The sequence below is a fragment of the Jiangella endophytica genome (assembly GCF_003427025.1).
Lineage (GTDB): Bacteria > Actinomycetota > Actinomycetes > Jiangellales > Jiangellaceae > Jiangella > Jiangella endophytica.
This window is the reverse complement of the sequence record NZ_QVAI01000006.1, coordinates 279,894-304,540: the sequence shown is the minus strand read 5'-3', so window position 1 is coordinate 304,540 and position 24,647 is coordinate 279,894. Positions and strand designations below refer to the sequence as shown.

The 24,647-nt window shown below is 72.3% G+C and carries 27 protein-coding genes; 15 read left to right on the top strand and 12 right to left on the bottom strand.

Annotation, left to right across the window (positions count from 1 at the left end):
* Positions 1 to 12 precede the first annotated feature (12 nt).
* The 9 genes from DZA62_RS15370 (at position 13) to DZA62_RS15330 (ending at position 7,957) form a co-directional block, all read left to right on the top strand.
* Positions 13 to 765 carry a DUF5642 family protein gene (locus DZA62_RS15370; RefSeq protein WP_157987693.1) on the top strand — a complete coding sequence of 251 codons (753 nt, stop codon included), beginning with the start codon at positions 13 to 15 and terminating at the stop codon, positions 763 to 765.
* 138 nt (positions 766 to 903) lie between these two features.
* Positions 904 to 1,677, top strand: coding sequence for a hypothetical protein (locus DZA62_RS15365; protein WP_116949753.1), 774 nt, complete (start codon positions 904 to 906; stop codon positions 1,675 to 1,677).
* Complete coding sequence (locus DZA62_RS15360) at positions 1,661 to 2,323, top strand: DUF5642 family protein (RefSeq protein WP_116949752.1); 663 nt, start codon at positions 1,661 to 1,663, stop codon at positions 2,321 to 2,323. Before DZA62_RS15365 ends, DZA62_RS15360 begins: the two co-directional genes overlap by 17 nt.
* Before the next feature lie 37 nt (positions 2,324 to 2,360).
* Entirely contained in the window at positions 2,361 to 3,029 is a 669-nt protein-coding gene (locus tag DZA62_RS15355) for a TrmH family RNA methyltransferase (protein WP_198663803.1), read from the top strand.
* Complete coding sequence (locus DZA62_RS15350) at positions 3,022 to 4,380, top strand: FAD-dependent oxidoreductase (RefSeq protein WP_116949865.1); 1,359 nt, start codon at positions 3,022 to 3,024, stop codon at positions 4,378 to 4,380. Before DZA62_RS15355 ends, DZA62_RS15350 begins: the two co-directional genes overlap by 8 nt.
* A 130-nt stretch (positions 4,381 to 4,510) precedes the next feature.
* Positions 4,511 to 5,425: an ABC transporter ATP-binding protein gene (locus DZA62_RS15345; RefSeq protein WP_116949750.1), complete on the top strand. Its 915-nt coding sequence runs from the start codon at positions 4,511 to 4,513 to the stop codon at positions 5,423 to 5,425.
* Positions 5,422 to 6,315 (top strand): ABC transporter permease, encoded by an 894-nt coding sequence (locus tag DZA62_RS15340; protein ID WP_116949749.1) that lies wholly within the window; start codon positions 5,422 to 5,424, stop codon positions 6,313 to 6,315. The genes DZA62_RS15345 and DZA62_RS15340 overlap by 4 nt, the downstream gene beginning before the upstream one ends.
* Positions 6,312 to 7,229, top strand: a complete 918-nt coding sequence (locus tag DZA62_RS15335; protein ID WP_116949748.1) for an ABC transporter ATP-binding protein — start codon at positions 6,312 to 6,314, stop codon at positions 7,227 to 7,229. Before DZA62_RS15340 ends, DZA62_RS15335 begins: the two co-directional genes overlap by 4 nt.
* A gap of 11 nt (positions 7,230 to 7,240) precedes the next feature.
* A complete protein-coding gene (locus DZA62_RS15330) occupies positions 7,241 to 7,957 on the top strand; it encodes an ABC transporter permease (protein ID WP_116949747.1) in 717 nt (238 codons plus the stop codon).
* Between the two features lies 1 nt (position 7,958).
* On the opposite strand, the gene DZA62_RS15325 is transcribed toward DZA62_RS15330, so the two are convergent.
* Complete coding sequence (locus DZA62_RS15325) at positions 7,959 to 8,456, bottom strand: pyridoxamine 5'-phosphate oxidase family protein (protein WP_116949746.1); 498 nt, start codon at positions 8,454 to 8,456, stop codon at positions 7,959 to 7,961.
* A gap of 183 nt (positions 8,457 to 8,639) precedes the next feature.
* Here DZA62_RS15325 and DZA62_RS15320 point away from each other — a divergent pair, with 183 nt between their 5' ends.
* Together DZA62_RS15320 and DZA62_RS15315 are read left to right on the top strand one after the other, a co-directional pair.
* Complete coding sequence (locus DZA62_RS15320) at positions 8,640 to 9,287, top strand: NADPH-dependent F420 reductase (protein WP_116949745.1); 648 nt, start codon at positions 8,640 to 8,642, stop codon at positions 9,285 to 9,287.
* A gap of 82 nt (positions 9,288 to 9,369) precedes the next feature.
* Positions 9,370 to 9,849 (top strand): DUF4262 domain-containing protein, encoded by a 480-nt coding sequence (locus DZA62_RS15315; RefSeq protein ID WP_116949744.1) that lies wholly within the window; start codon positions 9,370 to 9,372, stop codon positions 9,847 to 9,849.
* A gap of 63 nt (positions 9,850 to 9,912) precedes the next feature.
* Here DZA62_RS15315 and DZA62_RS15310 read toward each other — a convergent pair whose 3' ends face one another.
* The 6 genes from DZA62_RS15310 to DZA62_RS15285 all read right to left on the bottom strand — a co-directional run bounded on the left by DZA62_RS15310 (position 9,913) and on the right by DZA62_RS15285 (position 13,677).
* Positions 9,913 to 10,362 (bottom strand): hypothetical protein, encoded by a 450-nt coding sequence (locus tag DZA62_RS15310; RefSeq protein ID WP_116949743.1) that lies wholly within the window; start codon positions 10,360 to 10,362, stop codon positions 9,913 to 9,915.
* Positions 10,363 to 10,429: 67 nt separating this feature from the next.
* Positions 10,430 to 11,095, bottom strand: a complete 666-nt coding sequence (locus DZA62_RS15305) for an HAD family hydrolase (protein ID WP_157987692.1) — start codon at positions 11,093 to 11,095, stop codon at positions 10,430 to 10,432.
* Positions 11,092 to 11,553, bottom strand: coding sequence for a PTS sugar transporter subunit IIA (locus DZA62_RS15300; RefSeq protein ID WP_116949741.1), 462 nt, complete (start codon positions 11,551 to 11,553; stop codon positions 11,092 to 11,094). Before DZA62_RS15300 ends, DZA62_RS15305 begins: the two co-directional genes overlap by 4 nt.
* Positions 11,550 to 11,780, bottom strand: a complete 231-nt coding sequence (locus tag DZA62_RS15295) for a glucose PTS transporter subunit EIIB (protein WP_046767873.1) — start codon at positions 11,778 to 11,780, stop codon at positions 11,550 to 11,552. Before DZA62_RS15295 ends, DZA62_RS15300 begins: the two co-directional genes overlap by 4 nt.
* 35 nt (positions 11,781 to 11,815) lie before the next feature.
* A complete protein-coding gene (locus DZA62_RS15290; protein ID WP_408618896.1) occupies positions 11,816 to 12,856 on the bottom strand; it encodes an SIS domain-containing protein in 1,041 nt (346 codons plus the stop codon).
* A gap of 56 nt (positions 12,857 to 12,912) precedes the next feature.
* The gene (locus tag DZA62_RS15285; protein WP_116949739.1) at positions 12,913 to 13,677 is read right to left on the bottom strand and encodes a GntR family transcriptional regulator; all 765 of its coding nucleotides are present in this window, start codon (positions 13,675 to 13,677) and stop codon (positions 12,913 to 12,915) included.
* Between the two features lie 142 nt (positions 13,678 to 13,819).
* On the opposite strand from DZA62_RS15285, the gene DZA62_RS15280 reads away from it, so the two are divergent.
* From DZA62_RS15280 to ptsP, 3 genes are all read left to right on the top strand, one after another.
* Positions 13,820 to 14,590 carry a GntR family transcriptional regulator gene (locus DZA62_RS15280; RefSeq protein ID WP_116949863.1) on the top strand — a complete coding sequence of 257 codons (771 nt, stop codon included), beginning with the start codon at positions 13,820 to 13,822 and terminating at the stop codon, positions 14,588 to 14,590.
* Positions 14,591 to 14,643: 53 nt separating this feature from the next.
* A complete protein-coding gene (locus DZA62_RS15275; RefSeq protein ID WP_116949738.1) occupies positions 14,644 to 16,125 on the top strand; it encodes a PTS transporter subunit EIIC in 1,482 nt (493 codons plus the stop codon).
* A 90-nt stretch (positions 16,126 to 16,215) separates the two neighbouring features.
* Positions 16,216 to 17,868 (top strand): phosphoenolpyruvate--protein phosphotransferase, encoded by a 1,653-nt coding sequence (ptsP, locus tag DZA62_RS15270; RefSeq protein WP_116949737.1) that lies wholly within the window; start codon positions 16,216 to 16,218, stop codon positions 17,866 to 17,868.
* Between the two features lie 244 nt (positions 17,869 to 18,112).
* On the opposite strand, the gene DZA62_RS15265 is transcribed toward ptsP, so the two are convergent.
* The 4 genes from DZA62_RS15265 to DZA62_RS15250 form a co-directional block, all read right to left on the bottom strand.
* Positions 18,113 to 19,285, bottom strand: coding sequence for an ROK family transcriptional regulator (locus DZA62_RS15265; RefSeq protein ID WP_116949736.1), 1,173 nt, complete (start codon positions 19,283 to 19,285; stop codon positions 18,113 to 18,115).
* Positions 19,282 to 20,109 carry a carbohydrate ABC transporter permease gene (locus DZA62_RS15260; protein ID WP_408618894.1) on the bottom strand — a complete coding sequence of 276 codons (828 nt, stop codon included), beginning with the start codon at positions 20,107 to 20,109 and terminating at the stop codon, positions 19,282 to 19,284. The genes DZA62_RS15265 and DZA62_RS15260 overlap by 4 nt, the downstream gene beginning before the upstream one ends.
* Positions 20,110 to 20,207: 98 nt before the next feature.
* Entirely contained in the window at positions 20,208 to 21,152 is a 945-nt protein-coding gene (locus DZA62_RS15255) for a carbohydrate ABC transporter permease (RefSeq protein ID WP_198663800.1), read from the bottom strand.
* Positions 21,153 to 21,157: 5 nt separating this feature from the next.
* Positions 21,158 to 22,558, bottom strand: coding sequence for an ABC transporter substrate-binding protein (locus DZA62_RS15250; RefSeq protein WP_116949734.1), 1,401 nt, complete (start codon positions 22,556 to 22,558; stop codon positions 21,158 to 21,160).
* Between the two features lie 133 nt (positions 22,559 to 22,691).
* Between DZA62_RS15250 and DZA62_RS15245 the strand changes: the two genes are divergently transcribed.
* A complete protein-coding gene (locus tag DZA62_RS15245; RefSeq protein WP_116949733.1) occupies positions 22,692 to 23,744 on the top strand; it encodes a zinc-dependent alcohol dehydrogenase in 1,053 nt (350 codons plus the stop codon).
* On the opposite strand, the gene DZA62_RS15240 is transcribed toward DZA62_RS15245, so the two are convergent.
* Positions 23,737 to 24,618, bottom strand: coding sequence for an AraC family transcriptional regulator (locus DZA62_RS15240; protein ID WP_116949732.1), 882 nt, complete (start codon positions 24,616 to 24,618; stop codon positions 23,737 to 23,739). The genes DZA62_RS15245 and DZA62_RS15240 overlap by 8 nt on opposite strands.
* Positions 24,619 to 24,647 lie beyond the last annotated feature (29 nt).

Here is a 24,647-nt window from a genome sequence, read left to right as displayed (position 1 = left end):
ATCAGACGAACCATGCGAAAGCTCGGAATTTCTGCGCTGGTGGCCGCCACCCTGTTCCTCGCCGCGTGCGGGGGTGACGACGAGTCGGGCGACGACGCGACCGCCACGAGCGAGGAGACCGCCGCCGCGGAGGAGACCCCCGCGGACGACGCCACCGACGACGCCGCCGCCGAGGACGAGGGCGGCGATGCCGGCGCCACCGACCTGCAGGCCGCGCTGCTGGCGGCCGAGGACCTCCCCGACGGTGCGACGGTGTCCGCGTTCGACGTCGCCCAGCTGAGCAGCGCCGGCGAGAGCATGGCGCAGCTGCTCGAGGGCGTCACCTACGAGCCGGCCGACTGCCAGGCCTACGACGCCGACCCGCTGCAGAAGGACGGCGCCGACGCGGCCGGCATGACGGCGACCTCCGGCACCGACGTGCTGGTCAACGCGGTCTACACCAACGCCAGCGCCGACGATGTCGCCGACGTCCAGGAGTACTACGACCGCTGCGGCGAGATCACCATCAGCGGTGAAGCGGCCGGCCAGCCGCTCGACATGACGGTCCGCACGTCGACGGTGGACGCGCCGGACGTCGACGCCGACGAGGTCCTCGCGGTCGAGACGGTCACCGAGTCCGCGGCCATGCCGGCGGTCCCGACCCGGATCATCTACATGATCGACGGCGACCGCGGCGTGTACGTGGCCGGCAACCCGGAATCGGCGACCTTCGACCTGGAGGCGCTGGCCGTCGCCGCTCTCGACAAGCTCAAGGCGCAGGGCTGACGCAGTCGTTCCGGGCCGGGCCGCCGTGCGGGCGGCCCGGCCCGGCCGGTAGATTGGCCGATCGCCACTGGTGGGGCACGGACGGGTGGTGTCGACCCGAACCACGACCACCCCAGTGAACGAGGAGCCGGCTCCATCATGCGCAAGACGGCCATGACCGCACTGATCGCCACCACTGTGCTGCTGAGCGCGTGCGGCGGTAACGACGACCCCGCTGCCGACGCGACCGCCACGGCCGAGCAGCCCAGCGGCGACGACACCGCGACCGACGCGCCGGCCACGGACGAGCCGGCGGACGAGCCGGCGGACGAGCCGGCCACGGACGAGCCCGCCGGTGGCGACGCCGACCTGCAGGCGGCGCTGTTCACCGCCGCGGACCTCCCAGACGGCGCCGAGCTGATGCCGCTCGACGTCGCCCAACTCGCCGCGGCCACCGACGGCATGGCGCAGCTGCTCGAGGGCATCACCTACGAGCCGGCCGACTGCCAGAACAACTCGGACGACCCGATGCGGCGCGACGGCGTCGAGGCCGCCGCCATGACCGCCATGTCCGGCACCGACGTCCTCATGCACGCCGTGTACGCCGGCGCCACCGAGGACGACCTCACGGCCGTCAAGGAGTACTACGAGCGCTGCGGCGAGGTCACCGTGAGCGGTGACATGGGTGAGCAGCCCATCGAGCTGACGACCACGACCGAGATCGTCGACGGCCCGTCCGTCGACGCCGACCACATGATCGCGTTGGACACCACCATGGCCGGGTCGGGGTTGCCGGGCACGGTGACGCGCGTCGTCTACCTGATCGACGGCGGCCACGGCGTCTACGTGGCGGGGAACCCCGACTCCGCGGAGTTCGACCTGGACGCGCTGACGACGGCCGCACTGGAGAAGTTGCGTGCCGCCACGGGCTGACCTCCTCAGGACGCGCCGAGCCGCCGTCACCGCGCTGACCGCCGCCGGGCTGCTCAGCGCGTGTGGCGGCGCCGGCGTCGACCTGCAGGCGGCGCTGCTCACCGCGGACGACCTGCCGAGCGGCGTCGAGGTGATGCCCGTCGACGCGATCGAGCTGACCGGGACCATCCAGAGCATGGCGCAGCTGCTCGAGAACGTCACGTACGAGCCGGCCGGCTGCGAGGACGCCGCGGCCGACCCGCTGCGCCGCGACGGCGCCGAGTCCGCGGGCATGACGGCGGTGTCCGGCGAGGACGTCTTCGTCCAGGCCGTCTACACCGGCGCCTCCACAGACGACCTGGCCGCCATCGAGGAGTACTACCAGCGCTGCGACGAGGTCACCGTCAGCGGCGAGATGGCCGGCCAGACCGTCGATCTGACGATCACGACCGAGCTCTCCGACGGGCCGCCGGTCGACGCCGACCACGTGATCGCGCTGGACAGCACCACGGCCGCGGCCGGTGCGCCGGAGGCGGTGAACCACGTCGTCTACCTGATCGACGGCGGCGAGGGCATGTTCGTCGCCGTCACCCCCGACTCCACGGTGTTCGACCTCGACGCGTTGACGGCGAAGGCGCTGGAGAAGCTGCGCGCCGCGCGGGGCTGACCGGTCCGGCCGCCCGGCACGAACTACGGTGGGTCTCGTGAGCGACCAGGCGGCCCCGGCGGCGGACTCCGCGACCGGTCCCGCGGCGGACCATCAGCCGGGCGTCGGGCCGTGGCGGGGACCGTGGCCCGACGACCCGCGGTACGACCCCGAACTCCTCGAGCTCGGCGACCGCCGCAACGTGGTCGACGCCTATCGCTACTGGAGCAACGACGCGATCGTCGCCGACCTCGATCGGCGCCGGCACCCCTTCCACGTCGCCATCGAGAACTGGCAGCACGACTTCAACATCGGCTCGGTCGTCCGGACGGCCAACGCGTTCCTCGCGGCCGAGGTGCACATCGTGGGGCGGCGCCGCTGGAACCGCCGCGGCGCGATGGTCACCGACCGTTACCAGCACGTCCGGCACCATGCCGACCTCGCCGCGCTCGCCTCGTGGGCGCAGGGCGAGGGACTCCCGGTCATCGGCATCGACAACCTGCCCGGCGCGGTCCCGCTGGAGACCTACGACCTGCCTCGCGGCTGCGTCCTGCTGTTCGGCCAGGAGGGGCCCGGCCTGTCCGAGGCCGCCCGCGAGCACGTCGGCGCCGTCCTGTCGATCGCCCAGTTCGGTTCCACCCGTTCCATCAACGCCGGCGCGGCGGCGGCCATCGCCATGCACGCCTGGATCCGCCGGCACGTCGTGCCCGGAGGTGCCGATGGCTGACCGTGTGCTGGTGATCGGGGCGGACGCCGCCGGTATGAGTGCGGCGTCGCAGGCGTTGCGGACGGCGAAAGCGGCCGGCCGCGACCTCGACGTCGTCGCCGTCGACCGCGGGCACTGGACGTCCTACTCCGCGTGCGGCATTCCGTACTGGATCGGCGGCGACGTCGCCTCGCCCGGCGCGCTGGTGGCCCGCACGCCCGAGCAGCACCGCGCCAACGGCATCGACGTCCGTCTGGTGACCGAGGCGGTCGAGATCGACACCGACGCCGGCTGGGTCGAGGTCGTCGACCACGCGGCCGGCCGGCGCGATCGGCTCGGCTACGACGAGCTCGTCATCGCCACCGGCGCGGCGCCCGTGCGGCCCGACGTCCCCGGCGCCGAGGCGTCCGGCATCTACGGCGTGCAGACGCTCGACGACGGAGGCGAGGTCATCGACCATCTCGGCCGCGAGGTGCGCCGCGCGGTCGTCGTCGGCGCCGGGTACATCGGGCTGGAGATGGCCGAGGCGCTGGTCCGCCGCGGCCTGACGGTCACCGTCGTCGACCGCGGCCGGGAACCGATGAACACCCTCGACCCCGACCTCGGCACGCAGGTGCACGCGGCCATGGAGCGCATGGGCATCGACGTCGTCACGTCGGCCGCGGTGACGGCGTTCGAGACCGGGCCCGGCGGCGCCGTCACGGCCGTCGTCACCGACGCCGGCACGTACCCGGCCGACATCGTCGTGCTCGGCACCGGTGTACGCCCGGCCACCGACCTCGCTCGCGCCGCCGGGCTGCCGCTGGGCCCGTCCGGCGGGCTGCGCACCGACGACACCCAGCGGGTGATCGACGGCGTGTGGTCCGCCGGCGACTGCGTCGAGTCGTGGGACCGCGTCCGGCACGAGTGGGTGCACGTGCCGCTGGGGACGCACGCCAACAAGCAGGGCCGGGTGCTGGGGACGAACCTCGGCGGCGGCAGCGCCCGGTTCCCCGGCATCGTCGGCACCGCGCTGACGAAGGTGTGCGACCTCGAGCTGGCCCGCACCGGCCTCACCGAGGGCGACGCCGTCGAGGCCGGGCTGGACCACGTCGCCGTCACCATCGAGTCGACCACGAGGTCCGGCTACTTCCCGGGCACGCAGCCGATCACCGTGAAGATGGTCGCCGAGCGTCCCACCGGCCGGCTGCTCGGCGCCCAGATCGTCGGCCGCGACGGCTCGGCCAAACGCATCGACGTGTGCGCCATGGCACTCTGGACCGAGCTGACGGTAGGTGAGCTGGCGATGACCGACCTCGCCTACGCGCCGCCGTTCTCGTCGGTGTGGGATCCCGTGCAGATCGCCGCTCGCAAGGCCGCCGACCGGCTCTGAGGGGTCACCCTGAGGACGACCTCAGGGTCGCCCGCGCCGGCACCTCCGGGATGATCGTGCTCGGGGACGATCTCGCGTGTCGTACCACCGCCGGACGCGCGATGCCGCATCGCGGCGGTAGCGTCGATCCGTGCCTGTCATCCAGACCGAGGAACTGACGAAACGGTTCCCGGCGACCACCGCGCTCGACCGGCTCAGCATCGAGGTCGAGCCGGGCGTCGTCGGCCTGGTCGGCGCCAACGGCGCGGGCAAGTCCACGCTGATCAAGATCCTGCTCGGGCTGTCGCCGGCCACGTCGGGGCGGGCCAGCGTCTTCGGGCTCGACGTCACCGAGGACGGCCCGCAGATCCGCGAGCGGGTCGGCTACATGCCCGAGCACGACTGCCTGCCCGGCGACGTCTCCGCCACCGAGTTCGTCGTGCACATGGCCCGCATGTCCGGGCTGCCGCCCGACGCCGCCCGCGAACGGACCGCCGACATCCTGCGCCACGTCGGCCTCTACGAGGAGCGGTACCGCCCCATCGGCGGCTACTCCACCGGCATGAAGCAACGGGTCAAGCTCGCGCAGGCGCTGGTGCACGACCCCGAGATCGTCATGCTCGACGAGCCCACCAACGGCCTCGACCCGGTCGGCCGCGACGACATGCTGCTGCTGATCCGGCGCATCTGGGCCGAGTTCGGCATCACGGTGCTGGTGACGTCGCACCTGCTCGGCGAGCTGGAGCGCATCTCCGATCACGTGGTGGTCATCGACGGCGGCACGCTGCTGCGGTCGTCGTCGACGTCGGAGTTCACCCGCACCAGCCAGACCCTGCTCATCGAGGTCTCGGCCGAGGCCGACGCCGTCGCCGCCACGCTGACGTCGGCCGGGCTGACGGTGAAGCGCGACGGCGCGCAGCTGGTGCTGCCGCTCGACGACGACGAGGTCTACGACCTCGTGCGCGACGCCGTCGCCGCCGAAGGCGTCGGGCTCATCCGGCTGGAGCAGGGCCGGCACCACATCTCGGAGATCTTCGGCGAGGACCAGGGGGGAGTGGGCCGATGACCGAGCAGCCGTCGGGGGTCATTCACGACATCGGCTACCGCAAGTACGACGGGCCCCGGCTCGGCCGGGCGCGGGTCACTCGGGCGCTGTACGCGCACAGCTTGCGCGGCGCCTACGGCCTCGGCCGGTCGGCCCGGGCGAAGGTGCTGCCGATGCTGCTGCTCGGCGTCATGGCGCTGCCGGCGTTCATCATCGCGGTCATCACGAACGTCACGTCCGACATCACCGGCGGGCTGCCGCTGCCGTACTCGCGCTACGTCATGGTGACCATGCCGATCCTGGCCATCTTCCTGGCCGCGCAGGCGCCCGCGTCGCTGTCGCGCGACCTGCGGTTCAAGACCGTCCCGCTGTACTTCTCCCGGCCCATGGAGCGCTCCGACTACGTGCTGGCGAAGTACGGCGCGCTGGCGACCGCGGTGTTCCTGCTGCTCACGCTGCCGTTGCTGATCATGTACGTCGGTGCGCTGCTGGCCGAGCTGCCGGCGGGCGAGCAGACCGGCGACCTGCTGCTGGCGCTGCTCGGCGCCGCGGTGTTCGCCGTCGTGTTCGCCGGCATCGGCCTGGTCATCGCGTCGCTGACGCCCCGGCGCGGGTTCGGCGTCGCGGCCATCATCACCGTCCTGGCGCTGAGCTTCGCGGCCGTCAGCGCCCTCCAGGGGATCATCCGCTACGAGGTGGGCGACGCCGACCTCGCCGGCTGGCTGGGGCTGCTGTCGCCGGCCACGCTGGTCGACGGTTTCCAGACCTGGGTGCTCGACGCGTCCTCGTCGTCCGTCGCGCCGCCGCCGGGCGCCGCGGGCGGAGTGGTGTACGTGCTGGTGACGTTCGCCGTCATCGGCGCCTGCTGGGCACTGCTCAACCTGCGCTACCGGAAGGTCGCCGTCTCATGAGCCCCTCGGTCCTCTCCGTCGACACCGTGTCGCGGTGGTACGGCAACGTCGTCGCCGTCAACGACGTCACCATGACCATCGGGCCGGGCATCACCGGACTGCTCGGGCCCAACGGCGCCGGCAAGTCGACGCTGATCGGCATGCTGGCCGGGTTCCTGGCGCCGTCGGCCGGCTCGGTGACCCTCGACGGCGTCACCGTCTGGAAGAACCCCGATGTCTACCGCACCATCGGGCTGGTGCCCGAGCGCGAGGCCGCCTACGACTTCCTCACCGGCTGGCAGTTCGTGCTGGCCAACGCCGAGCTGCACGGCCTGTCCGACCCGGGCGCCGCCGCCAAGCGCGCGCTGGCCACCGTCGAGATGGAATTCGCCCAGGGCCGCAAGGTCGGCGAGTACTCCAAGGGCATGCGGCAGCGGGTCAAGATGGCCTCCGCGCTCGTCCACGACCCCGCCGTCCTGCTGCTGGACGAGCCGTTCAACGGCATGGACCCACGGCAGCGGCTGCACCTCATGGACCTGCTTCGGCAGATGGGCGCCGACGGCCGCACCGTGCTGTTCAGCTCGCACATCCTCGAAGAGGTCGAGCAGTTGGCGCAGCAGATCGAGGTCATGGTGGCCGGCCGCCACGCCGCGTCCGGCGACTTCCGCGAGATCCGGCGGCTGATGACCGACCGGCCGCACCAGTACGTCATCCGCTCCTCCGACGACCGCGGGCTCGCGTCGGCGCTCATCGCCGACGGCTCCACCGCCGGCGTCCAGCTCGACGACAGCGTGCTGAGCGTCGAGGCGGTGTCGTTCCTGCGGTTCACCGAGTTGCTGCCGCGCGTCGCCCGCGACGCCGGCATTCGGCTCTACGAGGTCTCGCCCACCGACGAGTCGCTCGAGAGCGTCTTCTCCTACCTGGTGAAGAGTTAGGGGTACAAGGCATGAACGGGACCGTTGTCCGGCTGACCTACCGGGCGTTGCTCGGAGGCCGGCGGGCCTGGCTGCTGTTGCTGATGTCGGTGGTGCTGCTCGCCATGGCGGTGCTGCTGCGCCTCACCGTGGGTGTCGATCACCAGGTCACCGCCGACTTCCTCGGCGCGGTCTCGGTGGCCGCGCTGGTGCCGCTGTTCGGGCTGATCGTCGGCACCGGCGTCATCGGTCCCGAGATCGACGACGGCTCCATCGTCTACCTGCTGTCCAAGCCGATCTCCCGGCCGAGGATCATCCTCAGCAAGCTGGCCGTCGCTGCCACCGGGACGGTGCTGTTCGCCGCCGTGCCGACGTTCGTCGCCGGCCTGGTGATGTCGGGCACAGCCGACCGCATCGCGCTCGGTTTCGGTGTCGCGGCGCTGGTCGCGTCGGTGGCCTACAGCGCGATCTTCCTGCTGCTGTCCGTCGTCACCCGGCACGCGGTGGTGTACGGGCTGGCGTACGCGCTCATCTGGGAGGGCCTGCTCGGCTCGTTCGTCCCCGGCGCGCGGACGCTGAGCGTGCAGCAGTGGTCGCTGTCGCTCACCGAGGCCATCACGACCCGCGACCTCGTGTCGTCCGACGTGCGGCTGGCGGTCGCCGGCGTGCTGCTGGCCGTCGTGATCGTCGGCGCCACCTGGTACGCCGGCCAGCGGCTGCGGGTGCTCTCACTGGCCGGCGAAGAGTGAGTCAGGCGTTCTGACGCTCGGCGCGCTGCCGGATCAGCTCCTCGACGGGGCTCGGCAGCGTCGTCTCGAAGTCGATCAGCTTCGCCCACGTCGGCCTGACGACGACCCGCACCATGCTGTCGTAGAGCGAGCGGACCTCGGCCTCCCACTCGACCCGTTGCTCGGGCGTCATCTCGTAGCTGCCGTTCATCTGCAGGTACTCCTCCGGGATGCCCTGGACGAGGTCGAGCTCGGCGCGGCCGCGGATGAGCAGGATCTTCGGCGGGTGCACCTCGGTGTCGATCGTCAGGGCGACCGCCGGGTTCGCCCGCAGGGCCGCGAGCTTCGGGGCGTTCGTCGTCGTGCACATGACGATCTCGGTGCCGTTCCAGGTGAACCCGATCGGGACGGTGCGCGGCGTGCCGTCCGCCGCGACGTAGGCCAGCCGGGTGATGTCGCGGGCCAGCAGCTCCTGGCTCAGCGGGCGGTTCAGGATCTCGGTGATCTCGTGCTGCCGCATGATGGTCGTCCTCTCGTGGCGAGGCCCGTCAGGGCCGCTCGTACCCCGGGGACGGAGCCGGCATCGCGTTCTCGACATGCCGGCGGAGGGTGTCGGTGCGCACCGCTAGGGTGAGATCCCTCCCGCAGGGGGGCGGGGCCGGCGTCCGGGATGCCGGGCGACCGGTTCGGTGTTGCAGAGACCATGACGACTTTGGGGTTCATCGGCGCGGGCAACATCGGGGGACAGCTCGCGCGGCTCGCCGTGGAGAACGGCTACGACGTGGTCATCAGCAACTCGCGTGGGCCCGAGACGCTGGTCGGGCTGGTCGACGAGCTGGGCGACCGCGCCCGGGCCGGCACGGCTGAGGAGGCGGCCCGCGACGGCGACGTCGTCGTGGTGGCGGTCCCGCTGCGGGCCGTCGGTGACCTGCCGGTCGAACCGCTGGCCGGCAAGACCGTGGTCGATGCCAACAACTACTACTGGCAGCGCGACGGCCGCATCGCCGAACTGGAGAACGAGTCCACCACGACGTCCGAGCTGCTGCAGGCGCACCTGCCGCAGTCGCACGTCGTCAAGGCGTTCAACCACATCATCGCCGGCGAGCTCACCACCGACGGCCGGCCGCCGGGCACGCCGGGCCGGCGGGCGCTCGTCGTCGCCGGTGACGACGCCGAGGCCAAGGCACGGGTGGCGAAGGTGATCGACACGTTCGGCTTCGACCCCGTCGACATCGGCCCGCTCGCCGAGGGCTGGCGCATCCAGCGCGACACCCCCGGCTACGTCCAGCGACGCACCGCCGATGAGCTGCGCGCCGACGTCGCCGCAGCGCAGCGGTACCGCGACATGTAGGTCCGATTCGACCTGACGTTGTCGGTGGCCGCTGCTAGTGTTCGAACTCCTGTTCCCCTGAGGTTTCCCCGGAGGTCGAACCATGGCGTTGAGCGCGTGCACGCCGCTTCAGCTGCAGCAATGGCAGGACCAGGAGGACGCGTGGCTGCGCGACACCGTCCGCCGGCACGGCTGGGCGGTCCAGTACGCGGCCGGCGCCCCGCCGTTCGCCTACACCGTCGGGCTGTACGGTCTCGGCCATCCCGAGCTGCTGGTCTACGGGCTCGACCTGCAGGCCAGCGCCTGGGTGCTGAACCAGTTCGGCGACAAGATCCGCGAGGGCGAACACTTCGGCCCCGGCCGGCCCATGCGGCTGGCCGGCTGGTCGCACCGGCTGCAGCTGTTCCCCTTCCGCGACGACGCCGACCAGCCGGTGCTCGGGTCGGCACAGCGCTACTACACCCGAGGCGGCACCGACGCGGTCCCCGCCCTCCAGCTCTTCTGGGACGACGCCGGTGGGCGCTTCCCCTGGGAGGACGGCTACGACCTGCCCGCGGGGCTGCAGCCGGCACCCCGGCCCTAGACAGCCCACAACGATCATCGACCGCCGGCGACGGTGCCGGCGGCCGATGGTCATCACCCCCTGCTAGTGGGCGGCTTCGGCCGGTGGTTTCTCGTCGGCGCGTTGACGACGCCAGCGGCCCAGCCGGCCGTGCCTGCCGTCCTCGTCCGCCGGTGCCTCGGCGGCAGGTCGATCCGTGGTGCCCGTCCCGGTACCGGCCACCGGCGTCCCCGTGGCCGCCGGGCGGTCGGTGGCGGCGCGGTCCTCGGCCAGTTCCTGGTTGGCCACCTTCTGGCGCAGGTACCTGATCTCCGTCCGCCGCGCCCGGGCGGCACGCATGCCCGAGGCGAAGGCGGCCACCGCGGCGAGCACCACGAGCATCGTCACGGCGCCGGCGACGAACACACCCCACACCGGAATGTCCGTGTTCAGGCCGAGCGAGTCCAGCAGCACCTGGCCGGTCCCGTCCGCCGCGACCACGTACACCGCGGCGCCGGCGACCGCGAACAACAGCAGTGCGAGCACGATCAACATGGCTCCTGACCTCCTCCGGAGTCTGCCATCGCTACGTACCCCTCCGGAGCCCGGCGAAACCGCGTGGTCAGGATCTCAGCAGCTCCGCCGGCCCGGCGACGACCCGATGAGCGCCGCCGTCGAGGAGGGCGCGGGGCGACGTTCCGGTCGCGACGCCGACGACCAGCCCGACGCCCGCGTCGAGCGCCGACCGCAGGCCGGCCACGGTGTCCTCCAGGGCGACGGCGTCGGCCGGCGCGACGCCGAGGGCGGCGGCTCCGGCGAGGTATGGGGAGGGGTCCGGCTTGCCGGTCTCGGTCTCCTCGGCGGTGACCATGGCGGCGAAGAGGTCACGGACGCCGAGGACGTCGCCCACCGCGAGCTCCGCCCAGGCCCGCCCGGCCGACGTCACCAGCGCGACCCGCATGCCAGCCGCGTGCAGCCGGCGGATCAGCTCGGCCGCGCCGGGCACCGGCCGCGGCGGGTACGCGTCGTGGTCGAGGTGGGCCACGACACCGTCGACCAGGGCGACGGCGTCCTCGCCGGTCCACGGCCCGGGGAGCTGCGCGAACACCTCGGAACCGCGGCGGCCGGCGAACTCGCGCAGCACCTCCGGGCCGAGGTCCCAGCCGCGGGCGCTGAAGTACGACCGGTAGGCGGCCTGGTTGGCCGGCTCGCTGTCGACCAGGGTGCCGTCGAGATCGAGCAGCGCGGCCCTCCGGCCGGTGAGCGCCGCGTCGAGCCCGGCGCTCACCGCTTCCACGCGAACAGCACGTCGCCCGCTTCGGCCGGGCCGGCGGCGCGCAGCCCGGTGAGGTCGCCGGGCATCGCCTCGAGCGCGATCACCGGCACGACCGGCGACCGGTCGCCGGCCTCGACGGCGGCCGGGTCCCAGGTCACGACGGCGGCGCCGGCGGCCACGACGTCGCCCTCGGCGACGTGCAGCTGGAAGCCCTCGCCGGACAGCTGGACGGTGTCGATGCCGAGGTGGGTGAGCACGCCGGCGCCGTCGTCGGTCTGGACGACGAACGCGTGCGGGTGCAGCTTCACCAGCCGGCCCGGCACCGGCGCGACCGCGGTCACCGGGCCGGACCGGTCGGGGTCGACCGCCAGCCCGGGACCGACCAGCGCCTGGGCGAAGACCGGGTCCGGCACCTCCGCCAGCTCGATCACCCGCCCCGGCACCGGCGACAGCACATCGAGCTGGGTCACATCAGATCCTCGATGTCGGTGGCGATGGTGTCCGCCTCGGGTCCGACGACGACCTGCACGACCTGGCCCGCCGAGATGACGCCGAACGCGCCCGCGGCCTTCAGTGCCTTCTCGTCGACCTTGGACGAGTCGTGCACCTCGGTGCGCAGCCGCGTGGCGCACGGCTCGATCTCGACGATGTTGTCGGCGCCGCCCAGCGCCGCCAGGATCTGCTCGGCCTTGTCCATGGATGTCCCCTCCGTGTGACGAGTGTGCGGCCGGCTCAGTTGCCGGCCGGGTCGGTCTGGGTGACCTTCGAGAGCCCGCGGGGCGCGTCCGGGTCGAGCCCGAGCTTGCGCGCCAGTGCCTCGACCGTCAACTGCGCCGGCACCACGAGAGCCAGCGGCGCCACCAGTTCGCGCAGCGCGGGACCGGGCACGCAGACGTCGACGGCGCCGGCGAACCCGGCGTCGCCGCCGATGCCGATGGTCGCGGCGGCACCCCGGCGGCGCAGGTCGTGCGCCAGCTCCGTCATGCCCGCCACCATCGGGCCGTCGGCCGCGGACACCAGCAGCGCCACGTGCTCGGCGTCGACGACCGCGATCGGCCCGTGCCGCAGGTCGGCGTACGACAGCCCGCGCACCGGCCGCAGGCAGGTCTCCTCCAGCTTCAGCGCCGCCTCCAGCGCCGTGCCGAACGTCAGGCCGCGGCCGCTGACCAGCGTCTCCGGTGTCGACGCGAGTCGCTCGGCCGCTTCGTCGACGCCCTCGCGCCGTTCGATCAGCCGCTGCACCTCGCCCGGGACGCGGTCGAGCTCGGCGTCGAGCGTGCCCGGCTTGGCGGCGAGCGCGTCGGCCAGGACGGCCATCGCGGCCAGCTGCGTGGTGTACGACTTCGTCGCGGGCACCGCGCGCTCGGCGCCGGCCTGGGTGACCAGCGCGAGGTCGGCGGCGCCGGCGAGCGAGCTGCCGCCGTCGTTGGTGACGGCGATGGTGCGGGCGCCGTGCGCGGCGGCCCACGCCTGCGTCTCGACGATCTCCTCGGTCTCGCCCGACTGCGACACCGACACGACGACGGCCTCGGAGAGGTCGAGGTCGGAGTGGTAGTGCGTCGCGACGCTCGGCGCGGCCAGCCCGCCCGGCCTGCCGGCATGCACCTCCAGCAGGTACCGGCCGTAGATCGCGGCGTTGTCCGACGACCCGCGGGCGACGAACAGCACCACGCGGCGGTCCTCGGTGAGCGCCTTCAGCTCCGCCCGCAGTGGCAGCAGCGACTCGAGGGTCCGGGCCAGCGCCTCCGGCTGTTCGGCGATCTCACGGGCCATGATCGTGTGGGTCACGGGGCGGTCTCTCCTGTCGGTGGGTCGGTGACGGGGTCGGGTCAGGGGGTGGCGCCGGGCGCCTCGGTGCGCTTGCGCGGCACGACCGGCGGTTGCGGCCGGGCGACCGGCACCCAGAGCGTGTAGCGGTCCGAGCGGAACGCCGACCGGCTGTACTCGATGGCGGAGTCGCCGGTGAACGCGCGCCGCGAGATCCGCAGCACCGGCTTGCCCGCCTTGATCATCAGGAGTTTCGCCTCCTCGTGATCGGCCTCGCCGGCGTCGATGGTGTCCTCGCCCCAGTCCGGGATCAGCCCGCGGGTGTCCAGTTCGACGTACACGCTGTCGGGGGTGCCGCCGTCGAGGAAGCCGGGCAGCCGGTCGGCGGGCAGCCAGGTGTGCTCGACGGCCATCGGCTCGTCGTCGGCGTAGCGCAGCCGGTGCAGGTGGATGAGGCGGTCGCCGGGCGCCACCTTGAGCGCTTCGGCGATGTCCGGTTCGGCCGCCACCAGCTCGGACGCGAGCACCTTGACGCCGGCCGACATGCCGCGCCGGGTCATCTCCTCGGTGAACGACGCGAGCCGGACCTGCAGGTCGACCTTGGGCGGCGCGACGAAGGTGCCGCGGCCCTGCACGCGTTCCAGGACGCCCTCGACGACCAGCGCGTCGACGGCCTGGCGGACGGTCATGCGCGACACTCCGAACCGCTCGCACAGCATGCGCTCCGACGGGACCGGGTCGCCGGGGCGCAGCTCACTGACGACGAGACTGCGCAGGTAGTCGCGCACCTGGAGGTACTTGAGCGTCGATCGGCGCAAGGAGAGCACAGGACTCGCATCGGGTCGGGGCCGTCGGAAATCCGGCCGGCCGGCTGATTCGGGACACACACCCCTTGACAAGTCTTGGGCGCAGCCACATTGTATGGGCCACTGGTCAAGTCATCTAGACCAGTTCCTACCAGTGTCCGAGATGTCGGAAAAGAGGGTCTCCGTGAACGTGGTCGACGGACCGGTGCCCAAACACCGGCAGCTGAGAGAGATCTTGCTCGCGATGATCGAGGGCGAACTGGTGCCCGATGCGCCAGTGCCCTCGGAACGCGAGTTGGTGGCCCGGTTCAAGGTCAGTAGAGCCACCGTACGCGAGGCCGTCGGGCGGCTGGTCGCCGAGGGCCGGCTCTACCGCGTCCGCGGCAAGGGCACGTTCGTCGCGGCGGCCAGCATCGAGTCGCAGATGCACCTGTCCTCGTTCACCGAGGACATGCGCCGCCGAGGGCACAAGCCATCGACGGTGGTCCTGGGCGCCGACGAGACCGCGGCGCCGCCGCCGGCCCGTGCCGCGCTCGGCCTCGACGTCACCGACCGTGCCTACCGGATCGAGCGGCTGCGGTCGGCCGACGGCGCCCCGATGGCGCACGAGGTGTCCTGGCTGCCGGCCGCGCCGCTGCCCGGGCTGCTCGAGCGCGACCTCACCAGTTCCGTCTACTCGATCCTGGCCCACGACTACGGCCGGGTCCTCGACTCCGCCGCGCAGACGGTGTGGGCCGAGGGTGCCGACCCGCTGCGGGCCCGCCTCCTGCGCGTCCCACCAGCCGCGCCGCTGCTGGTGTTCCGCAAGACCTCCTACGCCTCCGGACGGCCGATGGAGCACGTCACCTCGTGGTACCGCGCCGACCGGTACCAGGTGCACATGACGCTGGAACGAACCCCCCATCTGGGCTCCGGCCCAGGCCATCACCTGTAGAGGAGAACGCACGTGAACCCTCACCTCCCCATGACGACGAGAGGGACGACGGGATGAGCGCGGTCACCGCCACCGCGACCGGGAAGCGCGGCTTCCCCGGCCTCGCGGTGCTGCAGCGCATCGGCCGAAGCCTCATGCTGCCGATCGCCGTCCTGCCGGCCGCGGCGCTGCTGCTGCGTCTGGGCTCCAACGACATGCTGGGTGGCGAGCCGGGTACCGTCCCCGAAGGTCTCCCTTCCGGCTTGGCGCAGTACGACGGGCTGCACTGGCTGCAGCCCGTGTCCGAGGTGGTGGGGGCCGCCGGAGCCGGCATCTTCAACAACCTCCCGCTGATCTTCGCACTGGGCGTCGCCATCGGCTTCGCCCGCAAGGCCGACGGTTCGACGGCGCTGGCCGCGGTGGTCGGCTACCTGGTCTACAAGAGCGTCACCGACGCTATGTCGCCGCACGTCCTCGGCGAGCCCGCCGAGGGTGCGACGCAGGAGTTGATCAACTTCGGCGTGCTCGGCGGCATCATCATGGGTCTCACCGCGGCGCTGTTGTGGCAGCGGTTCTACCGGATCAAGCTGCCGCCGTACCTGGCGTTCTTCGGCGGCCGGCGTTTCGTGCCGATCATCACCGCCCTGGTGGCGATCTTCATCGCCGTCGGCATGAGCTTCCTCTACAAGCCGTTCAACGACGGGCTGACGAACCTCGGCGAGTGGGTCACCGAGAACGACGTGCTGGGCGGCGGGCTGTACGGGTTCTTCAACCGGCTGCTGATCCCGCTCGGCCTGCACCACATCCTGAACTCGTTCCCGTGGTTCCAGCTGGGTGAGTACACGCCGCCGGGTGGTGAGGCGGTCCAGGGCGACATCCTGCGCTTCCTCAACGGCGACCCGACGGCGGGCGCGTTCATGACCGGCTTCTTCCCGATCATGATGTTCGCCCTCCCGGCCGCGGCGCTGGCGATCTGGCAGACCGCGAAGCCCGCGCAGAAGAAGATCGTCGGCGGCATCATGCTCGGCGCCGCGCTGACCTCGTTCCTCACGGGTGTCACCGAGCCGCTGGAGTTCTCCTTCCTGTTCGTCGCGTTCCCGCTGTACTTCATCCACGCGGTGCTGACGGGGACGGCCCTGGCGCTGACCAACGCGCTGGACATCCGCGACGGGTTCGGTTTCTCGGCCGGCTTCATCGACTACGCGATCAACTTCCGGATCGCGGAGAAACCGCTCCTGCTGATCGTCATCGGCCTCGGCTACGCGGTCGTCTACTACTTCCTGTTCCGCTGGGTGATCACCAAGTGGAACCTGCGGACCCCGGGCCGCGAGGACGACGAGGCGGCGGTCGAGGCCTCGCTCGGCGAGGAGGCCGCGGCGATCGTCGAGGAGGAGGAGAAGGTTCCGGCCGGCGCGCCGGCACCGGTCGGCAGCACGGTGCCGGCGGAGCGTGCCGTCTCGGTCGACGGCCATGGGTCGGAGAACGGGCCGGTGGCAGCGCCGCCACCGGCGCCCGAGCCGCCGGCGGCGCCGTCCTCGAACGGAGAGCCGAAGTAACCGAGAACACTGTGAGCATCGGCACTTTCCGGTCCCACACGGACCGGGAAGTGCCGATGATCGTGTGAGGAAGACGCAAGGAGGAGCGCTGTGGCAGTGATCAGCGGAGTGGGTGTCAGTTCCGGGCGAGCGGTGGGGCCGGTGGTCCGCATGCCGGACCCGGTGGCCGAGCCGGCGGCCGGTGCGACGCCGGCCGCCGACGTCGAGGCCGAGGGCGCCCGCATCGCCGCGGCCGCGGAGCAGGTCCGTGCCGACCTCGAACGGCGGGCGTCGACTGCGCACGGCGACGGCGCCGCGGTGCTGGAGGCGACGGCGCTGATGGCGGCCGACCCGGCGCTGGTCACGGCCGCGCAGAAGAAGCTGTCCGACGCGACGTCGGCGGCCCGCGCGGTGTGGGACGCGGCGGCCGAGGTCCAGGCGATGCTGGAGTCGCTGGGCGGTTACATGGCCGAGCGCGCCCGCGACGTCGCCGACGTCCGCGATCGCATCGTGGCCGTGCTCGACGGCCGACCGGCGCCCGGCGTGCCCGAGCGCGAAACGCCGTTCGTCCTGGTGGCGCACGATCTCGCCCCGGCCGACACCGCGACGCTGGACCCGGCGACCTGCCTGGCGCTGGTCACCGAGGGCGGCGGGCCGACGTCGCACACCGCGATCCTGGCGCGGGCGCTGGGGCTGCCCGCCGTGGTCGCGGCGCGCGGGATCCTCGACGTCGCCGAGGACGCCGTCGTGCTGGTCGACGGCGGCGCCGGGACGGTCGAGCCCGACCCGCCGGCCGACGTCGTCGCGCAGGTCCAGGCCGCCGCCGCCCGTGAGTGGACGTTCGACGGCACCGGCCGCACGTCCGACGGGCACCGCGTCCAGCTGCTGGCCAACGTCGGCGACCCGAAGGGCGCCGAGGCCGCCGCGGATACCGGCGCCGAGGGCGTCGGGCTGTTCCGCACCGAGTTCTGCTTCCTCGACCGCGCCGAGGAGCCGACGGTCGACGAGCAGACCGAGCAGTACACGGCCGTGCTCGCGCCGTTCGCGGGCAAGAAGGTGGTCGTCCGCACGCTCGACGCGGGTGCGGACAAGCCGCTGCCGTTCCTCACCGACACCTCCGAGGCCAACCCGGCCCTGGGCGTGCGCGGCTACCGGACCGCGTGGGAGCACCCGGAGGTGCTCGACCACCAGCTGGAGGCGATCGCCCGGGCCGCGGAGGCGTCCGGCGCCGACGTCTGGGTGATGGCGCCGATGATCTCCACCCCCGGCGAGGCCGCCGACTTCGTCGCCCGGGCCGGCACGTTCGGCCTGGCCACGGCCGGCGTGATGGTCGAGGTGCCGGCGCTCGCGCTGACCGCCGACGCACTGATGGCGCGGGTCGCGTTCGCCAGCCTCGGCACCAACGACCTCACCCAGTACGCGATGGCCGCCGACCGCCTGCTCGGCGAGCTGGCCGAGCTCAGCGACGGCTGGCAGCCCGCCGTGCTGCGGCTGGTGCACCTGACGGCGGAGGCGGGACTGCAGGCCGATCGTCCGGTCGGCGTCTGTGGTGAGGCCGCGGCCGACCCCGCCCTCGCCGTCGTCCTCGTCGGGCTGGGTGTGACCAGCCTGTCGATGACGGCGCGGGCCATCCCCGAGGTCGCGGCGACGCTGCTCTCCGTCACCCGCGACGAGTGCGTGCGGCTGGCCGAGCTGGCGCTGTCCGCGCCGGACGCCCGGTCCGCCCGCGCCGCCGTGCACGCTGAACTCCCACCCCTCGCCTGACCCGGGAATGATCACGTTGAGTAGGGGTGCTCCCGCTTCCAGGGGCATGCATTCCTGGTGAAGCGGGAGAACGCCTGGTTCAGCAGGCGTCCGTTCGCTTCAGTAGGCGTCCGTTCGCTTCAGTAGGCGTCCGTTCGCTTCACCAGGTGTCCGTTCGCTTCACCAGGTGTCCGTTCGCTCCACTAGGCATGCATGCCTGTTAGGGCGGGAGCACCCCCACTTAACGTGATCATTCCAAGGGGGGTCAGGGGGTGCCGAGGCGGGCGTCGACGGCGGTGGCGGAGAACACGTGGTCGACGACCATGATGCGGGCGCCTTCGATGGCGGCACGGTCCTGCAGGGCCGACGCGGTGATGGTGAGGTCGCTGGTGGCCAGCGGCACCGTCCGCTCGTAGAGCGACTCGCGCACGCCGATGAGGAAGTGCTCGTGCGTCAGTGCCATCGACCCGCCGATCACCAGCACGCCGGGGTTGAGCAGCGCCACCGCCGTCGCCAGCACCTCGCCGACCAGCTGGCCGGCGGTGCGCACCAGCGCGATCGCGTCGGCGTTGCCGGCCTGCACGAGCCGGGCCACGTCGGTGGCCGTCTCGGCCGCGATGCCGCGGTCGGTCAGCTGCCGGACCAGCGCGCCGCCGCTGGCGTGCGCGGCCAGGCAGCCGTTGGCGCCGCACGCGCAGACCGCACCGGCGACGGGGTGCGCGATGCGGATGTGCCCGATGTCGCCGGCGCCGCCCGCGATGCCGCGCTCGGGCCGCCCGCCGATGATCAGCCCGGCGCCGATGCCGGTGCCGACCTTGACGTAGAGCAGGCTCGGCACGTCCGGGTGGTAGCGCCGCGCCTCGCCCAGCCCCATGAGGTTGGCGTCGTTGTCGATCAGGGCGGGCACCCCGAACCGCTCCTCGAACACCGTCGTCACCGGGTAGTCGTCCCAGCCGGGCATGATCGGCGGCTGCTGCAGCCGCTTCGTCGCGACGTTCACCGGGCCGGGCACGCCGATCCCGATGCCGCACAGCCGCTCGCGCGCCGCCGGACCGGCCTTCGCGAGCAGGGCAGTGAATCCGTCGAGCACGGCCGTCAGGACGGGACCGGGCCCGTCCTGGATGTGGATGCGGTCGGTGCTCTCGGCCAGGATCGCCCCTGCGGCGTCCTGTAGTGCCAGCCGCGCGTGCGTGGCGCCGAGGTCGGCGGTCAGCACGTACTTGTCGGTGTCGACGAACGACAGCGCCTTCGCCGGCCGCCCGGCGACGCCGGAGTGCATGGCCGCCGCCTCGCTCAGGTACCCGGCGGCCGTCAGCATGGCCAGCCGCTGGGTCAGCGTCGACCGCGACAGTCCCGTCTGCTCCAGCAGCTCGCGGCGGGTGCTGACCTCGCCGGAGCGGACCAGTTCGAGGATCTGGCCCGCCGTCGTCCCCGTCATCCCTTCTCCGCACCGCTGGTGAGGCCCTCGACGAGCATCCGCTCGGCCAGGAAGAACAACGCGATGATCGGCAGCGTCAGCACCACCGAGCCGGCCATCAGCACGGTCGTCGGCACTTCGATCGATCCGGACAGCCTCGACAGCCCCAGGCTGACCGTCCAGTTGTCGCGCCGCTCGACCAGGAACAGCAGCGCGAACAGGAACTCGTTCCACGCGATCATGAACACGTACAGCCCGGTCGCGATCAGCGACGGCATCGACAGCGGCAGGCTGATGCGCCGGATGACGCCGAGCCGCGTGCACCCGTCGATCAGCGCCGCCTCCTCCAGCGACACCGGGATGGTCGCGAAGTAGTTGCGCAGCATGTAGATCGCCACGGGCACAGTCTGCGCCACGTACACGATCGCCAGCGCCAGCAGGTTCCCCCGGAGGCTGAGCTGCGAGAACAGCACGAACAGCGGGATCGCCAGCAGGATCGGCGGGAACAGGTACACGATCAGGAACAGGAAGCCGGACGCGCCGCGGCCGCGGAAGGACAGCCGGCTGACGGCGTAGGCGCCGAGGATCGACGCCACCAGCGTCACCACGACGGTGACGGTCGCGACCAGCGCGCTGTTGCCCATGTACCGCAGGAACCCCTGACCTCCGTCGTCGACGGGCGTCAGCACCTCGCGGTAGGTGTCGGTGGTGACCTCCGACGGCGCCACCCACAGCCGGCCGGGCTCCAGCAGCACCTCGGCGATCGGGCGCACCGACAGCACCAGCATGTACACGAACGGCACGATCGTGACCAGCGCCAGCACGACGATCGCGGCTACCCGCAGCGCACCCCAGACCCGCTCCTCGCGGCTGCGCGGGCGGCGCCGACGCGACGGCGGGCGGGCCGGCGCCGCGGACGGTGCGGTCGCGACGGTGTCCACGCTCACGACGTCTCCCCTCGGGCGGCGGCCGTCCGCAGATAGACGGCGATGAAGACGACCAGCACGCCGGCCAGCACCAGCGACTGGGCGGCCGCCGCGCCGATGTCGGTGCGGGCGGTGAGGAACTCGTACACCCGGATCGACACCACCTCGGTGCCGGCGCCACCGCCGGTCAGCAGGTAGACGTCGTCGAACTTGTTGAAGGTGAAGATGAACCGCAGGATCGTCAGCAGCGCGATCACCGGCATCAGCTGCGGCAGCGTGATGTGGCGGAAGCGCTGCCAGATCGACGTCCCGTCCACCATGGCGGCCTCGTCCAGCTCGCCGGGCAGCGCCTGCAGCCGGGCGATGATGAACAGGAACGCGAACGGGAAGTACCGCCACGCCTCGAACGCGATGACCGTCAGCAGCGCCAGCGGCACCGTCACGTCCACCCCGAACAGCCCGACCGAGTAGTCGCGCTGTGACAGGAACGGCACCGGCTCGTCCCAGCCGAGGAACCGCGTGCCCCAGGCGTTGACGATGCCGAACTGCGGGTTCAGCGCGACCGACCAGACGAACGTCACCGCGACCACCGGCGCGACGTAGGGCAGCAGCATCGCCGCCCGCAGCACGCCGCGGCCGCGGAACGGTTTGCGCAGCGCCAGCGCGGCGACCAGCCCGATGGCGATCGAGCCGAGCGTCGCGCCGACGGTGTAGACGACGGTGGTCCACAGCGACGACCAGAACCCGGACGACCCGAACACCGTCGCGAAGTTGTCCAGGACGTACTCGCCGAAGAACCCTGCGTCGCGCAGGTTGATCAGCCTGACGTCCTGGAACGCCAGCGAGATCGTCCAGATCACCGGCAGCACCACGACGACGACCACGATGAGCAGCGTCGGCGAGATGAGCCGGTACGCCAGCCGGGACTCCTGGCGGGCCAGCGTGTCGGTGCGGGCCGGCACGCGCGTCACTCCAGACTCTGCTGGATCTCGGCGACGGCGTCCTGTGCCTGCTGCGCGGCCTCCTCACCGGTGCCGCTGCCGCTGACCAGCTCGTTCAGCGCGGCCGCGACGGGCAGCTCACCGAGCGTGGCGCCGACCAGCTGGCCCTGGCCCTGCTCGAACCCCCAGCGCTGGATCGTCTCGGCGCTGGTGCGCACGGTCTCCAGCGTCTGCGCGTCGTAGAAGTCGCCGAGCGGCGCCAGGGTGTCGACGCCGGCGTCGAGGCCCTCCCAGGCGGTGACGTACTCCTCGGCGTCGTCCGCCGTCCCCTGGCGGGTGGGGATGCGGCCCTCGGGAGCGACGGCGAGCCAGTCGACGTAGCCGTCGGACATCACGTACCGGACGAACTCCGACGACGGCTCGGTCGCGGAGCCGGCCGTCAGCACCCACGAGGTGATCTCGCCGTACGACGCCGGTTCGTCGCCGCTCGGCCCCTGGACCGCCGTCACGACGCCGCTGTTCTGCGCCAGGAACGTCGGGTCGGCGCGGCACTCGGGGCAGGTCGGCAGCGCGTCGTTCCGCAGCCCGGCCAGCTCGTCGAGGATGAACGACGACCACACGACCATGGCCGCCTGCCCGGCGAAGTAGGTCGCCCGGGTGGTGTCGACGTCCTGGTTGCCGGCGACGGAGTGGTCGCGGACGAGGCCGGCGTAGAAGTCGAACGTCTCGGCGCACTCCGGCGAGTCCAGCGTGACGGTGCTGTCGTCGTCGACCAGCTCGCAGCCGTTGCCCAGCGCGAAGTACTCGAAGCTCTGCTGGGTGAACGCGTCGCCCGGGATGGTCGGCGCGGCGATGCCGGCGACGCCGTCGCCGTCGAGCGTCTCGGCGGCGGTCGTGATGGCGTCGAACGTCGTCGGCGGCTCGAGACCGGCCGCTTCGAACAGGTCCTTGCGGTAGACCATGAGCTGCGGCCAGCCGTCGCTGGGCACCGCGAGCTGGGAGTCGCCGTCGCGGGTCAGCTCGAGCGCGGCCTGGGCGAAGGTGTCCTCGCCGAGGTCGTCGACGATGGTCGCCGGCGTCTCGGTGTCCAGCAGCTCGTTGACCGCCATCGACTGGACGCCGGCCAGCGATGTCGCGCCGATGACATCGGGCAGGTCACCGGCCGCCGCGGACGACGTGATGAGCTGGTCGAAGTCGTTCTCGCCGACCGAGACCAGCTCGACGTCGACGCCGGAGGACTGGCTGAAGGCGTCGGCGATCGCCTCGATGGCGGTGACGCGGTCGGCGATGTCCTCGACCACCCACACGGTGATGGTGTCGGCGTCCTGCGACCCGCCGCTGCTGTCGTCGCCACCGCCGCACGCGGCGAGCGCGACGGACCCGGCCAGGACGGCGGCGGCCCCGCGGCCGATGCTGGTTGCTCTCATGCGAACCTCTCATCGTCGAGAGTGGAAGTTCTTGGGGTGACAGCCTCTTGGGTTACGGTCATGAAACACCCAATAATGTCCGATGACAAGACATAATCTGCCCGATTGCTAGACCAAATTAGAAGGTGGGCCCATGCCGCTCGTCGTGCAGTTCACCGGACCCCGTCAGGTCGGCGTGGCCGACGAACCGTCGTCGCCGCTGGGTGCGGGGCAGGTCCGCATCGCCACGTGGTACTCCGGCATCTCCGCCGGCACGGAGCTGACCGCCTATCGCGGCTCGAACCCGTACCTGACGAAGACGTGGGACGCGGGCGCACGGCTGTTCACCGAGGGTGCGCCGGCGTTCACCTACCCCGTCTCCGGCTGGGGCTACCAGGAGGTCGGGCAGGTCACCGACGTCGCGCCGGACGTCACGTCGCCCCGCGTCGGCGACGTCGTCTACGGCATCTGGGGCCACCGCGCCGAGACCGTCGTCCCGGCCGTCATCGCCGCCCGGCGGCTGCTCCCGGCCGGCGTCGACCCGGTGCACGGCGTCTTCGCGCGCGTCGGCGCCATCGCGCTGAACGCCGTGCTCGCCGCCGACGTGCATCTCGGCGAGCACGTGGCGATCTTCGGCCAGGGCGTCATCGGGCTGCTGGCCACCCGGCTGGCCGGCCTGAACGGCGCCTCCGTGACGGCGGTCGACGGGCTGGCCGACCGGGTCGCGCTGGCGTCGCGGTTCGGGGCCGTGCAGGCGGTGCCGGCGGACGTGCCGGGCGGGGCGGCGGTGGCGGTGCGGTCCGCGACCGGCGTCGGGGCCGACACGGCGATCGAGTTGAGTGGCAGCTACCGGGCCCTGCACGAGGCGATCCGGTCGGTGCGCCCGGCGGGCCGGGTCGTCGCGGCCGGCTTCTACCAGGGTGAGGCGGGTGGGTTGCGACTGGGCGAGGAGTTCCACCACAACCGGGTCGAGATCGTCGCCAGCCAGATCAGCGGCACGCCGCGGGCGCTCGGCGACCGGTGGAACCACGACCGGCTGCTGGCGGTGTTCATGTCGCTGGTGGCGTCCGGCCAGGTGGACGTCGCGCCGCTGATCTCGCACGTCACGCCCGTGGGTCAGGTGGCGGGCGCGTTCGAGCTGCTGGACCAGCGTCCGGCCGAGGCGCTGCAGGTGGTGCTGGCCTTCCCGGCCGCACCGCTCAGGTGACGGCCACCAGCAGCGCGGCGTCGCGGCTGGGCGGGATGCCGAACTGCCGGCGGTACTCGCGGCTGAACTGCGACGGGCTGTCGTAGCCGACACGGTGGCCGACGCCGGTGACGTCGCCCGGGTGCGTGGCGAGCAGCAGCCGGGCCTCTTGGAGCCGGATTTGCTTCTGGAACTGGATCGGGCTCATCGCGGTGACGGCCTGGAAGTTGCGGTGGAACGCCGAGACGCTCATGCCGGACAGCCGTGCGACGTCCTCGACCCGGAACGACTCGCGGTAGTGGTCGCGGATCCACCGGACCGCCCGCGCGACGTGGCTGAGGCTGCTGTCGGCGAGGCCGAGCTGACGGACCAGGCCACCCTGCGGGCCGCTGAGCAGTCGCCAGAGGATCTCGCGCCGGACCAGCGGAGCGAGCACGCCGCGGTCGCGCGGATGGTCGAGCAGCCGCACCAGCCGGACGACGGCGTCGAGCAGTTCGGCGGACGCGTCGCTGACGGCGAGGGCCGACGGTGCGCCGGCCACCCCGCGCGGGACGTCGCCGGGGTCGGCCTGCAGGAGAACCTCGGCGACGGCGGCCGGCCGCAGGACCAGGCCGAACCCCAGCGCCGGCCGCTCCGGTGCGGCCCCGACGAAATGCCCGGTGACCGGAAGGTCGACCGACGCCACGAGGTACTGGCCCGCGCGGTAGTCGTAGACGCGGTCGCCCAGCGCCAGCCGCTTCTCGCCCTGCGCGATGAGCGCCACCACCGTGCTGCTCATCGACGCCGACGGCGGGTCGGAGCGGTCGACCTTCGAGATCAGCACGTCGTCGATGGCCGTGGTGGTGTCGGGCCGCGCATGGCGGTCGATCAACGCGCGCAGCTCATCGAGCGACATGAACCGATTCTCTCCAGACCAAGAGGATC

Excerpts from the sequence above, each read along its gene's own strand:
- DZA62_RS15370 (WP_157987693.1), top strand. The coding sequence starts at position 13 with ATGCGAAAGCTCGGAATTTCTGCGCTGGTGGCCGCCACCCTGTTCCTC.
- DZA62_RS15365 (WP_116949753.1), top strand. The coding sequence starts at position 904 with ATGCGCAAGACGGCCATGACCGCACTGATCGCCACCACTGTGCTGCTG.
- DZA62_RS15350 (WP_116949865.1), top strand. The coding sequence starts at position 3,022 with ATGGCTGACCGTGTGCTGGTGATCGGGGCGGACGCCGCCGGTATGAGT.
- DZA62_RS15340 (WP_116949749.1), top strand. The coding sequence starts at position 5,422 with ATGACCGAGCAGCCGTCGGGGGTCATTCACGACATCGGCTACCGCAAG.
- DZA62_RS15335 (WP_116949748.1), top strand. The coding sequence starts at position 6,312 with ATGAGCCCCTCGGTCCTCTCCGTCGACACCGTGTCGCGGTGGTACGGC.
- DZA62_RS15330 (WP_116949747.1), top strand. The coding sequence starts at position 7,241 with ATGAACGGGACCGTTGTCCGGCTGACCTACCGGGCGTTGCTCGGAGGC.
- DZA62_RS15325 (WP_116949746.1), bottom strand. The coding sequence starts at position 8,456 with ATGCGGCAGCACGAGATCACCGAGATCCTGAACCGCCCGCTGAGCCAG.
- DZA62_RS15320 (WP_116949745.1), top strand. The coding sequence starts at position 8,640 with ATGACGACTTTGGGGTTCATCGGCGCGGGCAACATCGGGGGACAGCTC.
- DZA62_RS15315 (WP_116949744.1), top strand. The coding sequence starts at position 9,370 with ATGGCGTTGAGCGCGTGCACGCCGCTTCAGCTGCAGCAATGGCAGGAC.
- DZA62_RS15310 (WP_116949743.1), bottom strand. The coding sequence starts at position 10,362 with ATGTTGATCGTGCTCGCACTGCTGTTGTTCGCGGTCGCCGGCGCCGCG.
- DZA62_RS15295 (WP_046767873.1), bottom strand. The coding sequence starts at position 11,780 with ATGGACAAGGCCGAGCAGATCCTGGCGGCGCTGGGCGGCGCCGACAAC.
- DZA62_RS15290 (WP_408618896.1), bottom strand. The coding sequence starts at position 12,856 with ATGGCCCGTGAGATCGCCGAACAGCCGGAGGCGCTGGCCCGGACCCTC.
- DZA62_RS15280 (WP_116949863.1), top strand. The coding sequence starts at position 13,820 with ATGTCGGAAAAGAGGGTCTCCGTGAACGTGGTCGACGGACCGGTGCCC.
- DZA62_RS15275 (WP_116949738.1), top strand. The coding sequence starts at position 14,644 with ATGAGCGCGGTCACCGCCACCGCGACCGGGAAGCGCGGCTTCCCCGGC.
- DZA62_RS15265 (WP_116949736.1), bottom strand. The coding sequence starts at position 19,285 with ATGACGGGGACGACGGCGGGCCAGATCCTCGAACTGGTCCGCTCCGGC.
- DZA62_RS15250 (WP_116949734.1), bottom strand. The coding sequence starts at position 22,558 with ATGAGAGCAACCAGCATCGGCCGCGGGGCCGCCGCCGTCCTGGCCGGG.
- DZA62_RS15245 (WP_116949733.1), top strand. The coding sequence starts at position 22,692 with ATGCCGCTCGTCGTGCAGTTCACCGGACCCCGTCAGGTCGGCGTGGCC.
- DZA62_RS15240 (WP_116949732.1), bottom strand. The coding sequence starts at position 24,618 with ATGTCGCTCGATGAGCTGCGCGCGTTGATCGACCGCCATGCGCGGCCC.